This is a genomic window from Tunturiibacter gelidiferens (assembly GCF_013410115.1).
GTDB classification, from domain to species: Bacteria; Acidobacteriota; Terriglobia; order Terriglobales; family Acidobacteriaceae; genus Edaphobacter; species Edaphobacter gelidiferens.
The window spans coordinates 903,851-918,338 of sequence record NZ_JACCCV010000002.1 but is presented as its reverse complement, the minus strand read 5'-3'; the positions used below and the strand labels follow the sequence as shown (position 1 = coordinate 918,338).

Here is a 14,488-nt window from a genome sequence, read left to right as displayed (position 1 = left end):
GGGGAGGGGTTCGGTATTTCGGCAGGCGGAACTGCATTTTCCTTTTAGTCTGAGAGTTAACTTAGGAAGCTGTATTTTTAATCGAGGCGCGTGGCGATCGATAGCTAGAGTAATTTGCCTGGCCGGAAGTCGCGCTCGGTGGCTGTGCTTCCAAGTCTAAGAGCGGGTATTGCTGGGGTGTCACTGCATGATAACGACTGCGTCGGGCTTACGAGAGGTTGCCTGTAATCTCTTTTTGCAGTCACTTGCGGATTGCAGCATCGAGCAAGCTGTTAACCGTAAGGTGAAGCGCATAGCCGGGGCAGGCGATACTACGTTCTTAGCTATTGGCGACGACGTAGTCGACCTTAGCCGTATACGCCGTATCGGCGTGGTGGCTGCGGGTAAAGCTGCCTCTCCAATGCTCAAAGCACTGCTGCCCTCTTTACGAGGGCTGAGCCAATGCGATTTGTCTGGTGTGGTGATTGCCAGCGACCGACCAACAGATCTTCCTCCAGGCTTTCAGTTTTTTGCCGGAGGACATCCAACACCCAATCAAGCCTCGATCGATGGAGCGGAAGCGGCCGTGGCGCTTGTGCGTTCGCTACGGAAGGAAGCTATCGCGACGGGAGATTCGCTCTGTCTGTTTCTTATCAGCGGAGGCGCCTCCGCGATGATGGAATTGCCACTTGACTCCAGGATCACGCTTGAAGATATGGTGAAATTTCACCGAGAACTGGTGCATAGCGGCGGTTCTATTGCTGAGATAAATTGTGTTCGCAAGCACTTCTCGGCGATGAAGGGAGGCCGCCTGGCCCTTGAGGCCGAGGGCATCCTGAGCTACTCTCTGCTTGTCTCGGATGTGCCGTTGGGGCATCTGGACGCCCTGGGATCTGGCCCTACGCTGCCGGATAGCTCTACCGTTGATCAATGCAAAGAGATTCTTGAGCGGTATGGATTGATGAACAGATTTCCGGTTTCGGTCCGGCAGTTTTTTTCATCGACCCAACTTCACGAAACACCCAAATCGGCTCAACTCCGTTCAAAAGCCGTGACTCTGCTATCGTCCGAGGATCTGGTAGAGATCGTCGAACAACGCGCCAGAGATCTTGGGTTCTACGTGGTCGTCGACAATACCTGCGACGACTGGAGCTACAGTGTCGCCGCCGAATATCTGCTGGAACGTCTTCGGGACCTGAGGCGGGATCATGGACGCGTCTGCCTGATCTCTTCTGGTGAAGTGACGGTTGAGTTGTCCGCAAGAGAGTCCGAGTTGGATGGTTCGGAGCGGGACGATACGTTGGGGGTTGGTGGACGCAATCAGCACTTTGCGCTCTATGCCGCGACCTTGTTGAGGTCGTTGGACGCGCGCACGGTCGTCCTCTCTGCGGGCACAGATGGCGTCGATGGGAATAGTGCGGCCGCAGGCGCCGTTGTGGATGAGACTCTTTTGGATGACGAAAAACTGCTGTTTCAGGCTCAGGGGTCTTTGCAACGCTTCGACTCCGGCACTTTTTTGCAGGAAGCTGGCTTGAGCATCGTAACCGGCGCTACTGGAAACAACTTACGCGATCTGCGCATTTTGTTGGCGGCCGAGTTCTGAAATAACAAGGACGCAGGCCATTTGCTCGAGCTGAGCAAACCTAAGGAGCGTCATCTTCGCGACAAGTAGTTTTGCATCGACGGATCCCCCAGCCAACAGCGATTGGCGAAACAAGGTCAACGTATCGGTTGTTTTCCCTTTGTTATTAGAACTCTGACGTAGATACTGCCAGTATGTCTGCAACGGCAGCAGTGTTGGGAAAAGTCGGGCTTCCAGCGCCAATCAAAGAGATCGCGGCACGCCCCTGGGATGCGATCGTTGTAGGCGCGGGCCACAACGGGTTGGCGTGCGCGACTTACCTGGCGCGGGCAGGTCAACGCGTCCTCGTGCTCGAAAGCCGGGAGCGAGTTGGGGGTGCCTGTACTGTCGAAGAGCCGTTTCCCGGCGTTCGAATGTCGCCCTGCGCCTATCTTGCCGGACTGCTGCATCCGCTCGTGATCAAGGAACTCGGCTTGCCGGGCCGCGGCTTCGATTGGACGCCCGCTGTCAACGGACTCTTTGTGCCCTTTCTGGACGGCAGCAGCATCCAGCTTTGGGACGATGACGCTCGATGCGAAGCGGAGGTTCGCCGCTTTTCGTCACGGGACGTCGAAGGCTGGCGCGCGATGAATGACGTAATCCGCAGATTGCGAGATGCGCTGCGGCCTGCAACCGGCATTCCTGGCGACGATCCAGACGAGAGCCGACGCGATCTATGGATCGGCGATGCACCCACGCAAGAGCGACTCGAAGAGCTTCTAAAGGATGACGCCGAAGCGCGCGGTCTTCTTTTTGATTGGTCCATGGCGGAGTTCGTTGACCGCTACCTTATCGATGAGCGAATGCAGTCTGCCTATCTGGGGCAGGGCGTGATCGGCACCAACGCAAGTCCTTTTGACGCTGGTACGGCCTCCATCCGCTTCCATCACTCCTCAGGCAGGCTCGGCGATATGCCAGGCATGTGGGGTTATGTGAAGGGCGGGATGGGGATGGTCTCCTTCTACTTCTGTGATGCTGCCAGAGAAGCCGGAGCGATCGTGGCCGCGGGCGTGAACGTGGCACGAATTCTCCCCGGTGAGGGCGTGCTCCTTGAAGGTGGAGAGCGAATCACTGCACAGGTTGTCGTCTCCAATGCGGACCCGATCCGCACGTTGCGCATGCTGGACGTCGATGCGGACCCAGCCTGGGCTGCAAAGGTGCACTCGGTGCCGATCGAAGGATGCACGGTCAAGCTAAACGTATTGCTTCGCGAACTGCCAAACTTCAAGGCCCGACCGGGAATCGAACAGCCACAGCACTACGGCCAGATCAATGCTCCTCTAACGAAAGAGGAGTGGAAGGCCAGTTATGCCGCAGCCCGTTCAGGATCCCTTCCGGAACAACTCTGGTGCGAGCTTTACTTTCAGAGCGTCCACGATGCAACCGTAGCTCCAGCGGGTCTCCACACCATGAGCGTCTTCGCGCAATACGTTCCGTACAAGTTCGCATCTGGAAGTTGGGAGGAGCGTCGCAACGACGCCAAAGCCTTGGCATTGCGGTCGATCGGCCGCTTTTGCAGCAATCTGAAGGACGCTGTCGTCGACGCGCAGGTACTGGGGCCGCCGGACATCGAGCAGAAGGTCGGCCTCACCGGCGGACATATATTTCAGGGCGAGTGTCTTCCTGCTTACATGTGGAGCAAGCGCCTTACGGCGAGAACTCCGATGAAGGGCGTCTACCTCTGCGGCGCGTGCACACACCCTGGCGGTAGCGTCATCGGGATCAACGGGCGGAATGCTGCGATGGCGGTGCTTCGCGATCTGGATGAAGCCCGATGACTGAACCCGGCCATCTGGGAGAGAAACAACTACTGAAGCGCGAGTTGGGTCTCTTCGATCTGACTCTCTTCTACATCGCGGGCGGACTGAGTCTGCGCTGGATAGCAACAGCCGCTGCCGCCGGGCCAAGCACAATCCTTGTCTGGATCTTCGCGTGTCTGTTCTTCTTCGTGCCTCTCGCTGCGAGCGTGCTCGAACTTTCGGCGCGCTATCCGGAGGAAGGTGGACTTTACGTCTGGACGCAACGCGCGTTCGGCGACTTCTCGGGCTTTCTCGCAGCGTGGACGTACTGGATGAGTAATCTTCCATACTTCCCCGCGGTGCTCTACTTCGGAGCCGGTAGCTTGCTCTTCGCCTTTCCCCACGGACAGAAGCTTGCCGCCACCGGCAGCTATTACCTTTTGTTTGCTCTGGGATGTCTCGCTGTGATTACGGTGCTCAACGTTCGCGGGCTGAAATTCGGAAAATGGCTGAACAGCGTCGGCGCATTCGGCAGTTGGATTCCGATCATCATCCTGCTAGTGCTAGCCGGTGTCAGCGTCTTGCGCTTTGGGTCCGCCACGAAGTTCACGGCTGTGAGTATGACTCCTCACGCCGATCTCAAAAACGCCATCTTCTGGTCGACGATCTTCTTCGCTTTCGGTGGTTGCGAGACTGGCTCCTTCATGAGCGAGGAGATCAAGAACGCTCGGCGCACTATTCCCCGCGCACTCATCGTTTCAGGAGTAATTCTCGCCGGCAGTTATATCGCAGGAACAATCGCAATGCTCGTCGCTCTGCCGAGCGCTGAAATTAGTGGTGTCGGCGGTTTCGCAAGTGCCATCCAGGTGATGTGTAGCCGCCTTGGTCTTTCGTGGATCGTTGTAGTGATCGTGCTCCTCGTTGCACTCAACAGCATCGGAGGAGCTGCGTCCTTCCTTTCATCGACCTCCCGCTTACCCTTTGTGGCCGGCATCGATCGATACCTGCCGAAGGCCTTCGGACGCGTCCATAGAAGGTGGGGCACGCCATGGATTGCGATCATCTTTTACGGCTTTGCAGGAATGCTCTGTGCCTTGCTGAGTCAGGCCGGCAGCACAGTGCAAGGCGCCTACGACCTGCTCGTCAGCATGTCGATCGTCACCTACTTCATCCCATTTGTCTTTCTATTCCTGGCGATGATCCGCTTGCAGCGCGAACCTTTCCCGCAGGGAGGAATTCGGTTTCCGGGGGGACGGTCCGTCGCAGTTCTACTCGCCTCCGTCGGCCTGATTACTACTATGTTGACGATTGTCCTGGCGCTCGTTCCGCCCGACGACGAGCCGGATAAGGGGTTAGCGATCGCCAAGATACTTGGCTCAACATTCCTTCTTGTCGGTGCCGGAGCAGCCGTCTTTCTAACTGCGAAATGGCGACGGGAAACCGAATAAACAGCGACCGAGCCGTGGTTTTGACCAGGTTGATGGCGGAGAGGGAGGGATTCGAACCCCCGATAGACTTACGCCTATGTCTGATTTCGAGTCAGGTGCATTCAACCGGGCTCTGCCACCTCTCCGCATTTTTATCAATCACCTGAATACCGTCTTTAGCTTGGCCAAAGTGCCGGTGTCAGCGTGGCGTTAATTGCAGTCTGAGGAACTGTAACTAACCTATCGATGGCAGCCGAATACCAGCAGGCGCGAAAGCCGAAGAGCGCACGTCCATCGATAGTGATTGTGACCTGGCATCTCCCCGAAGATTTCGGACGTCGTGCCCAGCTAAGACAAGTCTACCGGCAAAGGCGTGTCTGGTGCAATGCCATCTGTATTCCTCGACGTGCCATCTTATGCGAGCACGGAAAGAGTTGTTCCCTTCGCCATTTATCCTGAACGTGGATTAATAAGATGGTTCTTTGCGGGATGACAAGCTTTTGATGACCCAGACAGCACAACCCGCCGCGGCCTGGACATCCGATCTCAAGCAATGGCTGCGTGAGTTAGCCGCGCGCTCCGGCTTCGATACCGCGGGAGTAGCGCCAGTCGTCTCCGCAACCTCCGAAGCAGACGCAAAGCCTCTGGACGCGCAGCGATTTGCAGCCTGGGTCGACGCCGGCAGAGCAGGCGAGATGGAGTATCTCAAGCGCCGCGACGACCACGGAGTTCTGCTGCGAAGCGACGTGCAAATCGTGATGCCCTGGGCGCAATCGGTCATCGTCTGCGCGTTGAACTACAACACCGCCGCCCCACTCTCCATCGACGAGGCCTCACCCGGCACCGGATGGATCGCCCGCTATGCCTGGAGTGGCCGCACCGACCCCACAAGTCCTGACGAACTCGCCCCCACCGACTATCACGACGAGCTGCTAGGCCGCCTGCAGAAGATCGAATCACAACTTCACGAGCGGTTTGCCTGCCAGACTCGCTGCTACGTCGACACCGGCCCTCTGGTGGAGCGAGCCGCGGCCGCAAAGGCCGGCATCGGCTGGGTCGGCAAGAACACCTGCATCCTCGATCAAAAGCTCGGCTCCTGGCTTCTGCTCGGCGTCATCGTCACCTCAATCCCCGTGTCGTCCGAGTTCGAACCAGATATCGCTGCCGACCGCTGCGGAAGCTGCACCCGTTGCATCGACGCCTGCCCCACCGGCGCGCTGGTTGCGCCGCATCAGATGGACGCCTCGCTCTGCATCGCCTACCTCACGATCGAGAAAAAGGGAGTCATCGCCGAAGAGCTGCGCGAGCCGATGGGCCGCCAGGTCTTCGGCTGCGATATCTGCCAGGATGTCTGCCCGTGGAACCGCCGCTCTCCAGTCTCCCAGAACGAGGGCATGCTCACACGAAAGCAGCTGATCAACCCGTCGTTGTCCTGGCTCGCGGCAATGGACCCCGCGACGTTCAAGCGTTGGTTCAAGGGCTCTCCCCTGGAGCGAACCCGGCTCAAACGACTGCAGCGAAACGTCGCCATCGCCATGGGAAACAGTGGCGACCCACAGTTCATTCCACAGCTCGAGCAATGGAGCGCGGTCGAAGATTCCGTACTCGCGGAGTCGTCTCAATGGGCTTTGGCACGCATCTACAGCCTCTCGGCCGCTCCAAACGGCTAGCCATCCCAAGCCAACACCAGCGACCACCACAAACGGACACCCTCTGCTAGCATCGGAGTGAGTCGCGCGGCCCAGTTCGCCTGACTCTGCATCGAACTCTCCTATGCCGTCAATTTCTCCTAACGAACCCCAATCGAAGACCGACCAGGATCTGCCACCCAGGCCGATCGAAGACGTTCCGCCCGTCGTTTGCGACGACAGCTTATCTGGGCAGATCGTCGCGCTGGTTCGCTATATGACGCGCACCGAGGTCCACACCTACGCCTTCAGCGTCGCCGCCAACGTGATCCTTTCGCTCTTTCCCTTCATCGTGCTGCTGTTGACCATCTCCCGCAGCGTCTTCCACTCGCGCTCGATGGAAGCTATCGTCGGCGACATGATGAAGAATCTGCTTCCTGTCGGCCAGGACTTCGTCATGCGGAACATGCAGCTTCTGGCCCACCCCCACAAACAAACGCAGCTCTTCTCGCTGGTCATGCTGCTCATCACCTCGACCGGTGTCTTTCTCCCCTTGGAGGTTGCGCTTAACAGGGTTTGGGGAGTACGTCAGAATCGAAACTATCTTCACAATCAGGCCATATCACTTGGACTCGCCTTTGCCGTCGGCGTGCTGGCGATGGCCTCAGTCGCGTCCACGGCGAGCCAGCAGACCATCCTGGCCTGGGTCTTCTTCGGTCATACAGAAAACGTTGTCTTCCACTTCGTCTCTTACGGCTTCCTCAAGCTCTGCGCCGGGCTTGCGAGCATCCTGATGTTCTTTCTAATCTATTGGGTGCTGCCCTACAGAAAAATTCCGGCTCTAGCGGTGCTGCCAACAGCCATCGTCATCGGCCTGCTGTGGCAGATGGCGAAGTACCTCTATATCAGGGCTCTTCCCTGGCTGGACTTCCAGTCCGTCTACGGACCGTTCTATATTTCGGTAGGGTTGATGATGTGGGCGTTTCTCTCCGGCTTGCTCTTGCTGGCAGGAGCACACTTTTCGGCAACACGGCACAGCCTGAAGCTGGCACGGCGAGCGGAACTGGAGGCGGCAAACGATGCAAGATCCGAATAGCCCTACCGGGCCGCGCTTCCTCACGCTGCTGAGGGAACGGCTACCGACAGGACTTGCCGGAGCCGCGGCGTGGCTTGGGTTATGGTTCTGTGTGTTGTTCGTTCGTCGTTGGATCTCAGGCGGATTCGGGACCTTTTTAGGAGTCCTGCAGTTTTTTGTTGGAATTGCTCTCGTCTGTGTCGCGATCCCACTCACCTGGCAGATGGTGCGAAAGCATCTGCTCTGGAGCCTCCGCAACAAGCTCGTGCTTACCTATCTCCTCATCGGTCTTGCACCGGTGGTCCTGTTCCTCACCCTGGTTGCCGTTCTGGCCTACGTCGCCGCAGGGCAGTTCGCCATTCACCTCACCGACTCCCGGCTGCAGGCTGAGCTGGTTCAGATGAGAAACGAGAGCGGCCACCGCGCCGACCTCACCACAGCGCTCGTCGCCGGACGCCCGAAGGATTCGGCGCAGCAAATTGGCAGTGAGATCCAGGACATCGAACAGGCCGGGGAAGTAGCTCGCCTCGAAATACCCCGCATCAGGGCCCATCGCGAGCTACGCGTCTTTATGAACGGCGCTCAGCTCGACCTCGGCCCAAAATATCGCGGGAAAGCGCCGTTCGGTCTTCCTCCCTGGGCGACGGAACTGCCGGGTGGTGAATTCTCAGGATTGGTTCTCGACGGACATGACCTTTACCTTGTCGCCGTTCATCAGAAAAAGTGGAACGACGGACGTATCTTCACTCTGATGTCGAGCTTGCCGGTTGACAGCGCCTTCCTGAAGTTGGCCTCAGAGGGCCTGGGACAGGCCAGCCTGCTCCCCCAGCGCGCTGGAAGAGCAACCAACGAGATCAGTCAGGAGAACAACGGCGCCACTCCTGCAACCACTAAAAAATCGAATCAAAAGGTTAGATTCGCAGTCGGAGCAGATGGTATCAACGGTGGATCGACCTGGGTCGTCGGGGGAGCCGAGCCGCCTGCCGTCAACTTCGCTGACGCCCGCGTAAGCTTCACCTCGACCGAGCCCATCATCGAGTGGGATTCCGGAGAGCGAGACAACATTCTCATCGCCGTCTCCTCGCGGCCCTCTCTGCTGTACAACCAGTTGTTCGGCTCCTCGCTCGGTGGTATTGTCACCAGCGTTCTGCGCATCGCCATCATCCTGCTCTGCGTGGTCTTCGCGCTCATTGAACTCCTGGCGCTGTGGATGGCCATCGGACTCAGTCGCTCCATCACATCCTCCGTAGCCGATCTCTACAGCGCAACGGAGCATATCGAGGACGGGGATCTCGACTACCGTATCGGCGTTAAGAGCGACGACCAGCTAGCCGAATTGAGTCGATCCTTCAACACCATGTCAGGGTCCTTGAAGCGGCTGCTTGAAGAACAGAAGGAGAAGGAGCGTCTGCAGAACGAGATCTCCATCGCCCAGGAAGTTCAGGCCAACCTCTTTCCGCTGCACTCTCAGGGACTTGAAACCCTCGATCTGCACGGAGTCTGCCGGCCTGCACGCTCAGTCAGCGGTGACTACTACGACTTTCTCGTCTTCCACGAAGAAGCACATTCGGGCATGATGAGCCGCCGCGAGACCGGCGTAGGCATCGCTATCGGCGACATCAGCGGGAAGGGAATCTCGGCGGCGCTGCTCATGGCAACCCTCCACTCCGCAGTGCGGGCCTACCGCTTCGCCAGCGAAGAGCTCGTCTACAGCGAATCCAGCGTGGCCGGTCTGATGGCCAGCAGGGAAGGCCGCGGGGGAGACTGCGACGAGCTATTCCAATCGCCGGGACGCATCCTCTCCCTCCTCAATCGACACCTCTACCGCAGCACGCAGCCGGAAAAGTACGCGACCCTGTTTCTCGCCCACTACGACGTAGCCACAGCCATGATGACCTACTCCAACGCAGGACAACTTCCGCCTCTCGTCCTCGGCCGTGACGGCCACATCCGAAGACTCGACAAAGGCGGCACCGTAGTTGGCCTCATGGACGGCATGCACTACGAAGAAGACCGTTTCCGCATGCAGCCGGGAGACATCATGGTCGCGTACTCCGACGGTGTCACCGAACCCGAGAACGACTTCGGCGAGTTTGGCGAAGAGCGGATGATGGAGGTCGTTGCACGCTACCGGGATCAGCCCCTGCACGTCATCTCGGGCCAGGTCATGCTGGCGCTCGACGCCTGGATCGGCGCTGAAGAGCAACCCGACGACATTACCCTCGTACTGGCCCGCAAGACCTAAAATTCGGGCCCAATCGCCAGCCCACTTAGTGAAACTCTTAGAACCTGTCCTGCCGGACGGGCCCACTACGCGTGGGGCGGTCACTTCGTGACGGGTATCCCGGTCTTGGCGAAGCGATCTGCAACGGCCCTCCCGTTGGTCGGCATGAGCATAAGCCCGACCAACGGGAGGACCGGGCGAAGCTTTAAAAAGGCGTGCGAACGCCCGCCCTCCGCGCAGGAGGCCCGTCTGGCAGGACAGCGTCTTCTGGAATTTTTTAGAAGCACCTCAAAAAAATAGTTGGAAAACATGGCGTATTTTTCGGCGGCGAAAAGTACGCTGTCAGCACACCATCTTTACCACGCATTTCACCACGATCGCACCATCAAAAAACCACGATCAAACATGCGCTTTTTCCAAAACACCACTCAAAAACCCAGCAAAAGAACAGAGATCTAGTCGCCCACCACGCCAAACTTTTTTCTTGAAAAACTATTTCTCTCGAATCGCTTTAATCGCAATCGAGTTGGGAGAGATTCCAGCCGGAAGAATGGTAAAAAGTGCAGGTCCTTGTTTCCCAGCGGTCCGAATCAGCGCAACGTCGCCAGAATGGGTATCTGCAGCCAGCAAAAGATGCTCATCCTCCGAAAATGCAAGCGCATCTGGCCCGGAACCCGTACGGACACTGCCAGCCAGCTTCCCATCATCGATACTGTAAAGCCCAATGGAATCTGCACCTGTATTCGCGACCCAAAGCATACTGTTGTCGCGGCTCACGATCCCACGAACTGGCCTGTTTCCAATGGCGTAAGTTCCTCCAACCTCATTGGTCCATGTAGCGATCTCCGAGAAGCTGTCGGAATCAAAGTTTGAAACAAAGATCTCGCCGCCATCCGGTTTCATCGCAAGATGAACCGGCGTCTTCCCAACATCAAGCAAGGCCAGCATATGGTCGGATGTAAGCGAAGGATTTTGTTTAGCTGCCCACGATCCAGCCGCCGCCGTAAGACTCACTGCCATCACCTGATGTCCCGCGGAACAGGCCACGAACGCCTTCGAGGAGTCGGGCAGAATGACAGTGTCTGCGGCTCCTGGACAGCCGGAAAATGTCGAACGGAGGTGTATGGCCGTTCCAGACGACGGCTTAGCTGAGTCATAGGGAGTTACATCGAGGAGAGACACGCTGCCGCTGCCATGGTTTGTGATCACCAGTGTGCGGCCATCGGACGATATGTGCGTCTGGATGGGTTGCTCGCCGGCACCTGCGACGGACACTTCGCGGCGACGATCGAGGTCAAGGATACTCACGCTGTTCGAGCCGTAGTTGGCGACGTAGGCCCGGTGTCCAGTAGGGTCGACCGTGATGAAGTACGGTTGGCGGTGGACTGAAATCGTCGCAACAACGCGATTTGTCTCGGCGTCGATCACGGAGATAGTGCCAGATTGAGCGTTGGCGACGTAGATCTCATTTCGAGCCGGGTTGACAGCCAGGTTGGTTGGATTGGCGCCTACCTGTAGCGTGCGATCCTGACGAAGGTAGACGAGATCAAGCACGGTGACTGTATTCGATCCACCGTTGCTGATGTAAGCATACTCTCGATAGCCAGCTGGAACGTCGGGGAAGCTGCTCCTGCGGCAGCCAGAGAGGCTGAGGAGGAATGCAAGTGCTGCGACGATATTGAAACGAAAGGCAGACAGGTGGGGCGTGGGCACTGTTCGGAGTCTATCGAGGTGTTCCAAGGGCTGCAAGAGGAAGTGCGATAGCGAAGTTTTAGCTGTTTCCGAGAAACTTCTCGATGCCACATGGTGTTTATATTGTCGATGCTGATCATAGAAGGTCGATTTACAGCATCACATGCAATTCCTACTCGGACAACGAAGCTGCGGTCCCCCTGCGGCTTCGTTGATTTTTAGCGGCGTGCACCCCGCACATGGGCCCAGTTCCAGGCAGTCCATGCGAAATATCCTCCCTGAATAACCCATACAGTCACATAAGCGAAGAGTAGGTGCCGGTGAGGCATGCTGCTGATATCGAAGAAAGAACGCCAAGTCATTGCGGGATCTCCAAAGAAGCTTCGATGGCCTGCAGGGCGGCTTCCTGCTCGGCAAACTGACGGCGTCGCTCGAGGGCGAAACGGAAGAGAACGATACAGACGCCCCAAACGGTCCAGCCAGCGAGGTTCCAATAAAAAGCAGGGAGCATGGAAGGATCGACGCCCGAGTCAGGTCCACCGCCGAAGACCGGCGCAGGATGCTGGGTGCGCCACCATCGAATGGACATGTAGACGATGGGAACATCGACTGCGGCAAACACCGAGAGGACCGCGGCCAGTGTATGGGTCTGGCCGGTGGAGGAGAAGCGGCGCAGCATGAGGTAGCTGACATAGAGCAACCATAGGAGCAGCATGCTGGTAAGGCGTGGATCCCAGGTCCACCAGATGCCCCACGTGGCGCGGCCCCAGAGCATGCCCGTGAGCAGGCAGATGCTCGAGTAGACGACAGTTACTTCCGCGGTGCTAAGCGCGAGGGCATCTGCGGTGAGGGCTTTGAGTGGCTCTCGACGTCGCCAATAGAGGTAGAAGAGCGAGGCTACGAAGTTGATGTACGGGAAGATCAGGCTCAACATCGCAATGGGAACGTGATAGTAGAAGATGCGACCGACGTTGCCCTGTGCCGCATCCGTGGGGACGAGGAAGATGGCCTGTCGGAAGCCGACGGCGAGCACAGCGACGCTGATTCCAAACCAGAGCCAGGCGACGCCGCGGAGAGTGGGGGTACGCTGCTCCATAGACCTAGTTTATCCCGAATGCCGTCATTCGGCGTTGAGTACGGTCTCAAAGAGCAAAATGCAGACCGTGGTAAAGATGATGTCGTAGCCGAGGAGTTGCTTGATCCAGGTGTTGATCTGGATTGGGTCCAGGTCTGCGGTTAGGACGCCAGTGGTGGCCTCGACCATTGCCAGGAGGGCGGGGAGAGAGATTGGCAGGAGGAGGAGCGGGAGGAGTAGTTCACGGTTGCGGGCGCGAAGTCCAAGGGCAGCGAAGAAGGTGCCGTTGACTACAAGCGCCCAGGTTCCCAGCGGCAGGATGAGAGCGAGGAGCCAGACGTTGCCGAGGGCGTGAAGGTTGAAAAATACGATGAAGATAGGGGCTAGGACCGCCTCAACCAGGAGAACGAAGAGCATGTTGGCGAGCGCTTTGCCTAGGAAGAGGGCGGAGGCTGGGGAGGGGGCCATGCGCTGGGCTTCGAGGACGTTGTTGCGCTGCTCCCGGGTCCAGGACTGGTTGAGGGCAGTGATGGAGGCGAAGAGGAGGGCTACCCAGAGGATGCCGCCGGAGATCTGGCGGGCCATGGTGGGGTAGCTGGTGGGGTCGAAGGCCAGGCCGAAGACTACGACCACCAGGAGGGAGAAGAAGAGCATCCCGTTGATGGAGTCGCGGGAGCGCCACTCAAGGCGTAGGTCTTTGCGGAGGTGGTCGAGGACGTGCTGGAGATACTTCATGCCGGCGCGTGGCCTTTGGTGAGGTCGGCGAGGGTTGCGTTGGCGGCGCGGAGGTAGTCGGCGGGAGCGAGGAGGAGCTGGAGGCCTCGCTGGCCGGCGGAGACGGAGATCTGGTCGAAGAGTTCGATGGTCTCTTCGGCGAAGGCAGGGAAGGGCTTTTTGGCTCCCATGACCGTGACTCCGCCACGGATGTAGCCGGTGAGCGGCTCGACCTCCTTGAGGGAGGCCAGTTCGGCTTTTTTTGCTCCGGCGGCGTGGGCTAGTTTTTTGAGGTCGAGTTCGGCGTCGCCTGGGATGACCGCGAAGACGTGGTCCATCCCTGCTGGGCCGCCGGCGCTTGTGTTGGTGTGGGCGAGGAGGGTTTTGAAGACCTGCTCGGGGGGGAGGCCTATCTTGCGGGCTACGGAGATGGCGGTGAGGTCGTCGGGATCGACCTCGTAGGGGCGGAGTTCGTAGGGGATGCCGAGGGTGTCGAGGAGGCGGGCGGCGTTGGTCTTGGCTGGGGCGGGCGTCTTCACCCAGCGGCCTCGGCTGGGGAGTCCATGATGTGGTGGTTCGTCTGCTGCGAGCTTACGATCTGGCCGTTGCGCATGGTGAGGATGCGGTCGGCGATGGGTTCGGCCAGGGCGGACTGGTGCGTGGTGAGGAGGATGGTGCGGGCACCGGCTACGCCGTTGACTGGTGCTACGGGCCAGGTTCGGAAGTCGGCGAGGAGCTCGACCATGTGGCGGGCGGAGGCGGCATCGAGGTTGGAGAAGGGCTCGTCGAGGAGGAGTATCTCGGGGTCGGTCTGGAGGACGCGGGCGAGCGAGGTGCGCTGGCGCATGCCCTGGGAGTATTGGCCTACGGGGCGGTTGAGCTTGGGGTCGAGGCCTACGGCGCGGAGGGCCATCTCGGGGTTGCCGACGCAGGCGCAGCCTCCGTCGCGATGAAGAGAGGAGAAGTAGTTCAGGTTCTCGATGGCGGTGAGCTCGTCGTAGAGCATGGGTGAGTGGCTCATGTAGGCGATGCGGCGGCGTTGCTGGTGGGGATGGTCGGAGAAGACGGTGACACGCCCGCGCGTGGGTGTGATGAGGCCGGCGATGATGCGGAGGAGGGTGGATTTTCCGGCTCCGTTTTCGCCGAGGATGACGGTGCAGGAGCCGGTGCAGAAGCTGGTGGTTACGTTGCGGAGTGCGGCGAAGGTGCCGTAGATCTTCGAGACGGAGTCGAGCGAGATGCAGTTGCTGGCGGCTGCGGATGGAGTCGGACTGCTGCGGGTTGTCTCGGCCGTCTGCGTCATATTTTTTGTGC

The 14,488-nt window shown here is 58.8% G+C and carries 11 protein-coding genes and 1 tRNA gene; 6 read left to right on the top strand and 6 right to left on the bottom strand.

Features of this window, described 5'->3' with window-relative positions:
- Positions 1-187: 187 nt before the first annotated feature.
- The 3 genes from HDF12_RS15810 (at position 188) to HDF12_RS15800 (ending at position 4,787) form a co-directional block, all read left to right on the top strand.
- Positions 188-1,582 (top strand): glycerate kinase type-2 family protein, encoded by a 1,395-nt coding sequence (locus tag HDF12_RS15810; protein WP_179584912.1) that lies wholly within the window; start codon positions 188-190, stop codon positions 1,580-1,582.
- A gap of 173 nt (positions 1,583-1,755) precedes the next feature.
- Positions 1,756-3,378, top strand: coding sequence for a phytoene desaturase family protein (locus HDF12_RS15805; protein ID WP_179584910.1), 1,623 nt, complete (start codon positions 1,756-1,758; stop codon positions 3,376-3,378).
- On the top strand, positions 3,375-4,787 hold the full coding sequence (locus tag HDF12_RS15800) for an APC family permease (protein ID WP_179584908.1): 1,413 nt from the start codon (positions 3,375-3,377) through the stop codon (positions 4,785-4,787). Before HDF12_RS15805 ends, HDF12_RS15800 begins: the two co-directional genes overlap by 4 nt.
- A 33-nt stretch (positions 4,788-4,820) precedes the next feature.
- Here HDF12_RS15800 and HDF12_RS15795 read toward each other — a convergent pair.
- Positions 4,821-4,912, bottom strand: a tRNA-Ser gene (locus HDF12_RS15795).
- 357 nt (positions 4,913-5,269) lie between these two features.
- Between HDF12_RS15795 and queG the strand changes: the two genes are divergently transcribed.
- The 3 genes from queG (at position 5,270) to HDF12_RS15780 (ending at position 9,714) form a co-directional block, all read left to right on the top strand.
- Positions 5,270-6,436 carry a tRNA epoxyqueuosine(34) reductase QueG gene (queG, locus tag HDF12_RS15790; protein WP_179584906.1) on the top strand — a complete coding sequence of 389 codons (1,167 nt, stop codon included), beginning with the start codon at positions 5,270-5,272 and terminating at the stop codon, positions 6,434-6,436.
- 103 nt (positions 6,437-6,539) lie between these two features.
- Entirely contained in the window at positions 6,540-7,490 is a 951-nt protein-coding gene (locus HDF12_RS15785) for a YihY/virulence factor BrkB family protein (RefSeq protein WP_179584903.1), read from the top strand.
- A complete protein-coding gene (locus tag HDF12_RS15780) occupies positions 7,474-9,714 on the top strand; it encodes a PP2C family protein-serine/threonine phosphatase (RefSeq protein WP_179584901.1) in 2,241 nt (746 codons plus the stop codon). The genes HDF12_RS15785 and HDF12_RS15780 overlap by 17 nt, the downstream gene beginning before the upstream one ends.
- Positions 9,715-10,185: 471 nt before the next feature.
- Here HDF12_RS15780 and HDF12_RS15775 read toward each other — a convergent pair whose 3' ends face one another.
- From HDF12_RS15775 to HDF12_RS15755, 5 genes are all read right to left on the bottom strand, one after another.
- Positions 10,186-11,406 (bottom strand): beta-propeller fold lactonase family protein, encoded by a 1,221-nt coding sequence (locus HDF12_RS15775; protein ID WP_373563940.1) that lies wholly within the window; start codon positions 11,404-11,406, stop codon positions 10,186-10,188.
- A gap of 337 nt (positions 11,407-11,743) precedes the next feature.
- Positions 11,744-12,481, bottom strand: coding sequence for a cytochrome c biogenesis protein CcsA (gene ccsA, locus HDF12_RS15770; protein ID WP_179584899.1), 738 nt, complete (start codon positions 12,479-12,481; stop codon positions 11,744-11,746).
- A gap of 24 nt (positions 12,482-12,505) precedes the next feature.
- Entirely contained in the window at positions 12,506-13,195 is a 690-nt protein-coding gene (locus HDF12_RS15765; protein WP_179584897.1) for a heme exporter protein CcmB, read from the bottom strand.
- Entirely contained in the window at positions 13,192-13,713 is a 522-nt protein-coding gene (ybaK, locus tag HDF12_RS15760) for a Cys-tRNA(Pro) deacylase (protein WP_179584895.1), read from the bottom strand. Before ybaK ends, HDF12_RS15765 begins: the two co-directional genes overlap by 4 nt.
- Positions 13,710-14,477 (bottom strand): ABC transporter ATP-binding protein, encoded by a 768-nt coding sequence (locus tag HDF12_RS15755; protein ID WP_179584893.1) that lies wholly within the window; start codon positions 14,475-14,477, stop codon positions 13,710-13,712. The genes ybaK and HDF12_RS15755 overlap by 4 nt, the downstream gene beginning before the upstream one ends.
- Between the last annotated feature and the right edge of the window lie 11 nt (positions 14,478-14,488).

Excerpts from the sequence above, each read along its gene's own strand:
- HDF12_RS15780 (WP_179584901.1), top strand. The coding sequence starts at position 7,474 with ATGCAAGATCCGAATAGCCCTACCGGGCCGCGCTTCCTCACGCTGCTG.
- HDF12_RS15810 (WP_179584912.1), top strand. The coding sequence starts at position 188 with ATGATAACGACTGCGTCGGGCTTACGAGAGGTTGCCTGTAATCTCTTT.
- HDF12_RS15805 (WP_179584910.1), top strand. The coding sequence starts at position 1,756 with ATGTCTGCAACGGCAGCAGTGTTGGGAAAAGTCGGGCTTCCAGCGCCA.
- HDF12_RS15800 (WP_179584908.1), top strand. The coding sequence starts at position 3,375 with ATGACTGAACCCGGCCATCTGGGAGAGAAACAACTACTGAAGCGCGAG.
- HDF12_RS15765 (WP_179584897.1), bottom strand. The coding sequence starts at position 13,195 with ATGAAGTATCTCCAGCACGTCCTCGACCACCTCCGCAAAGACCTACGC.
- HDF12_RS15785 (WP_179584903.1), top strand. The coding sequence starts at position 6,540 with ATGCCGTCAATTTCTCCTAACGAACCCCAATCGAAGACCGACCAGGAT.
- HDF12_RS15755 (WP_179584893.1), bottom strand. The coding sequence starts at position 14,477 with ATGACGCAGACGGCCGAGACAACCCGCAGCAGTCCGACTCCATCCGCA.
- ccsA (WP_179584899.1), bottom strand. The coding sequence starts at position 12,481 with ATGGAGCAGCGTACCCCCACTCTCCGCGGCGTCGCCTGGCTCTGGTTT.
- queG (WP_179584906.1), top strand. The coding sequence starts at position 5,270 with ATGACCCAGACAGCACAACCCGCCGCGGCCTGGACATCCGATCTCAAG.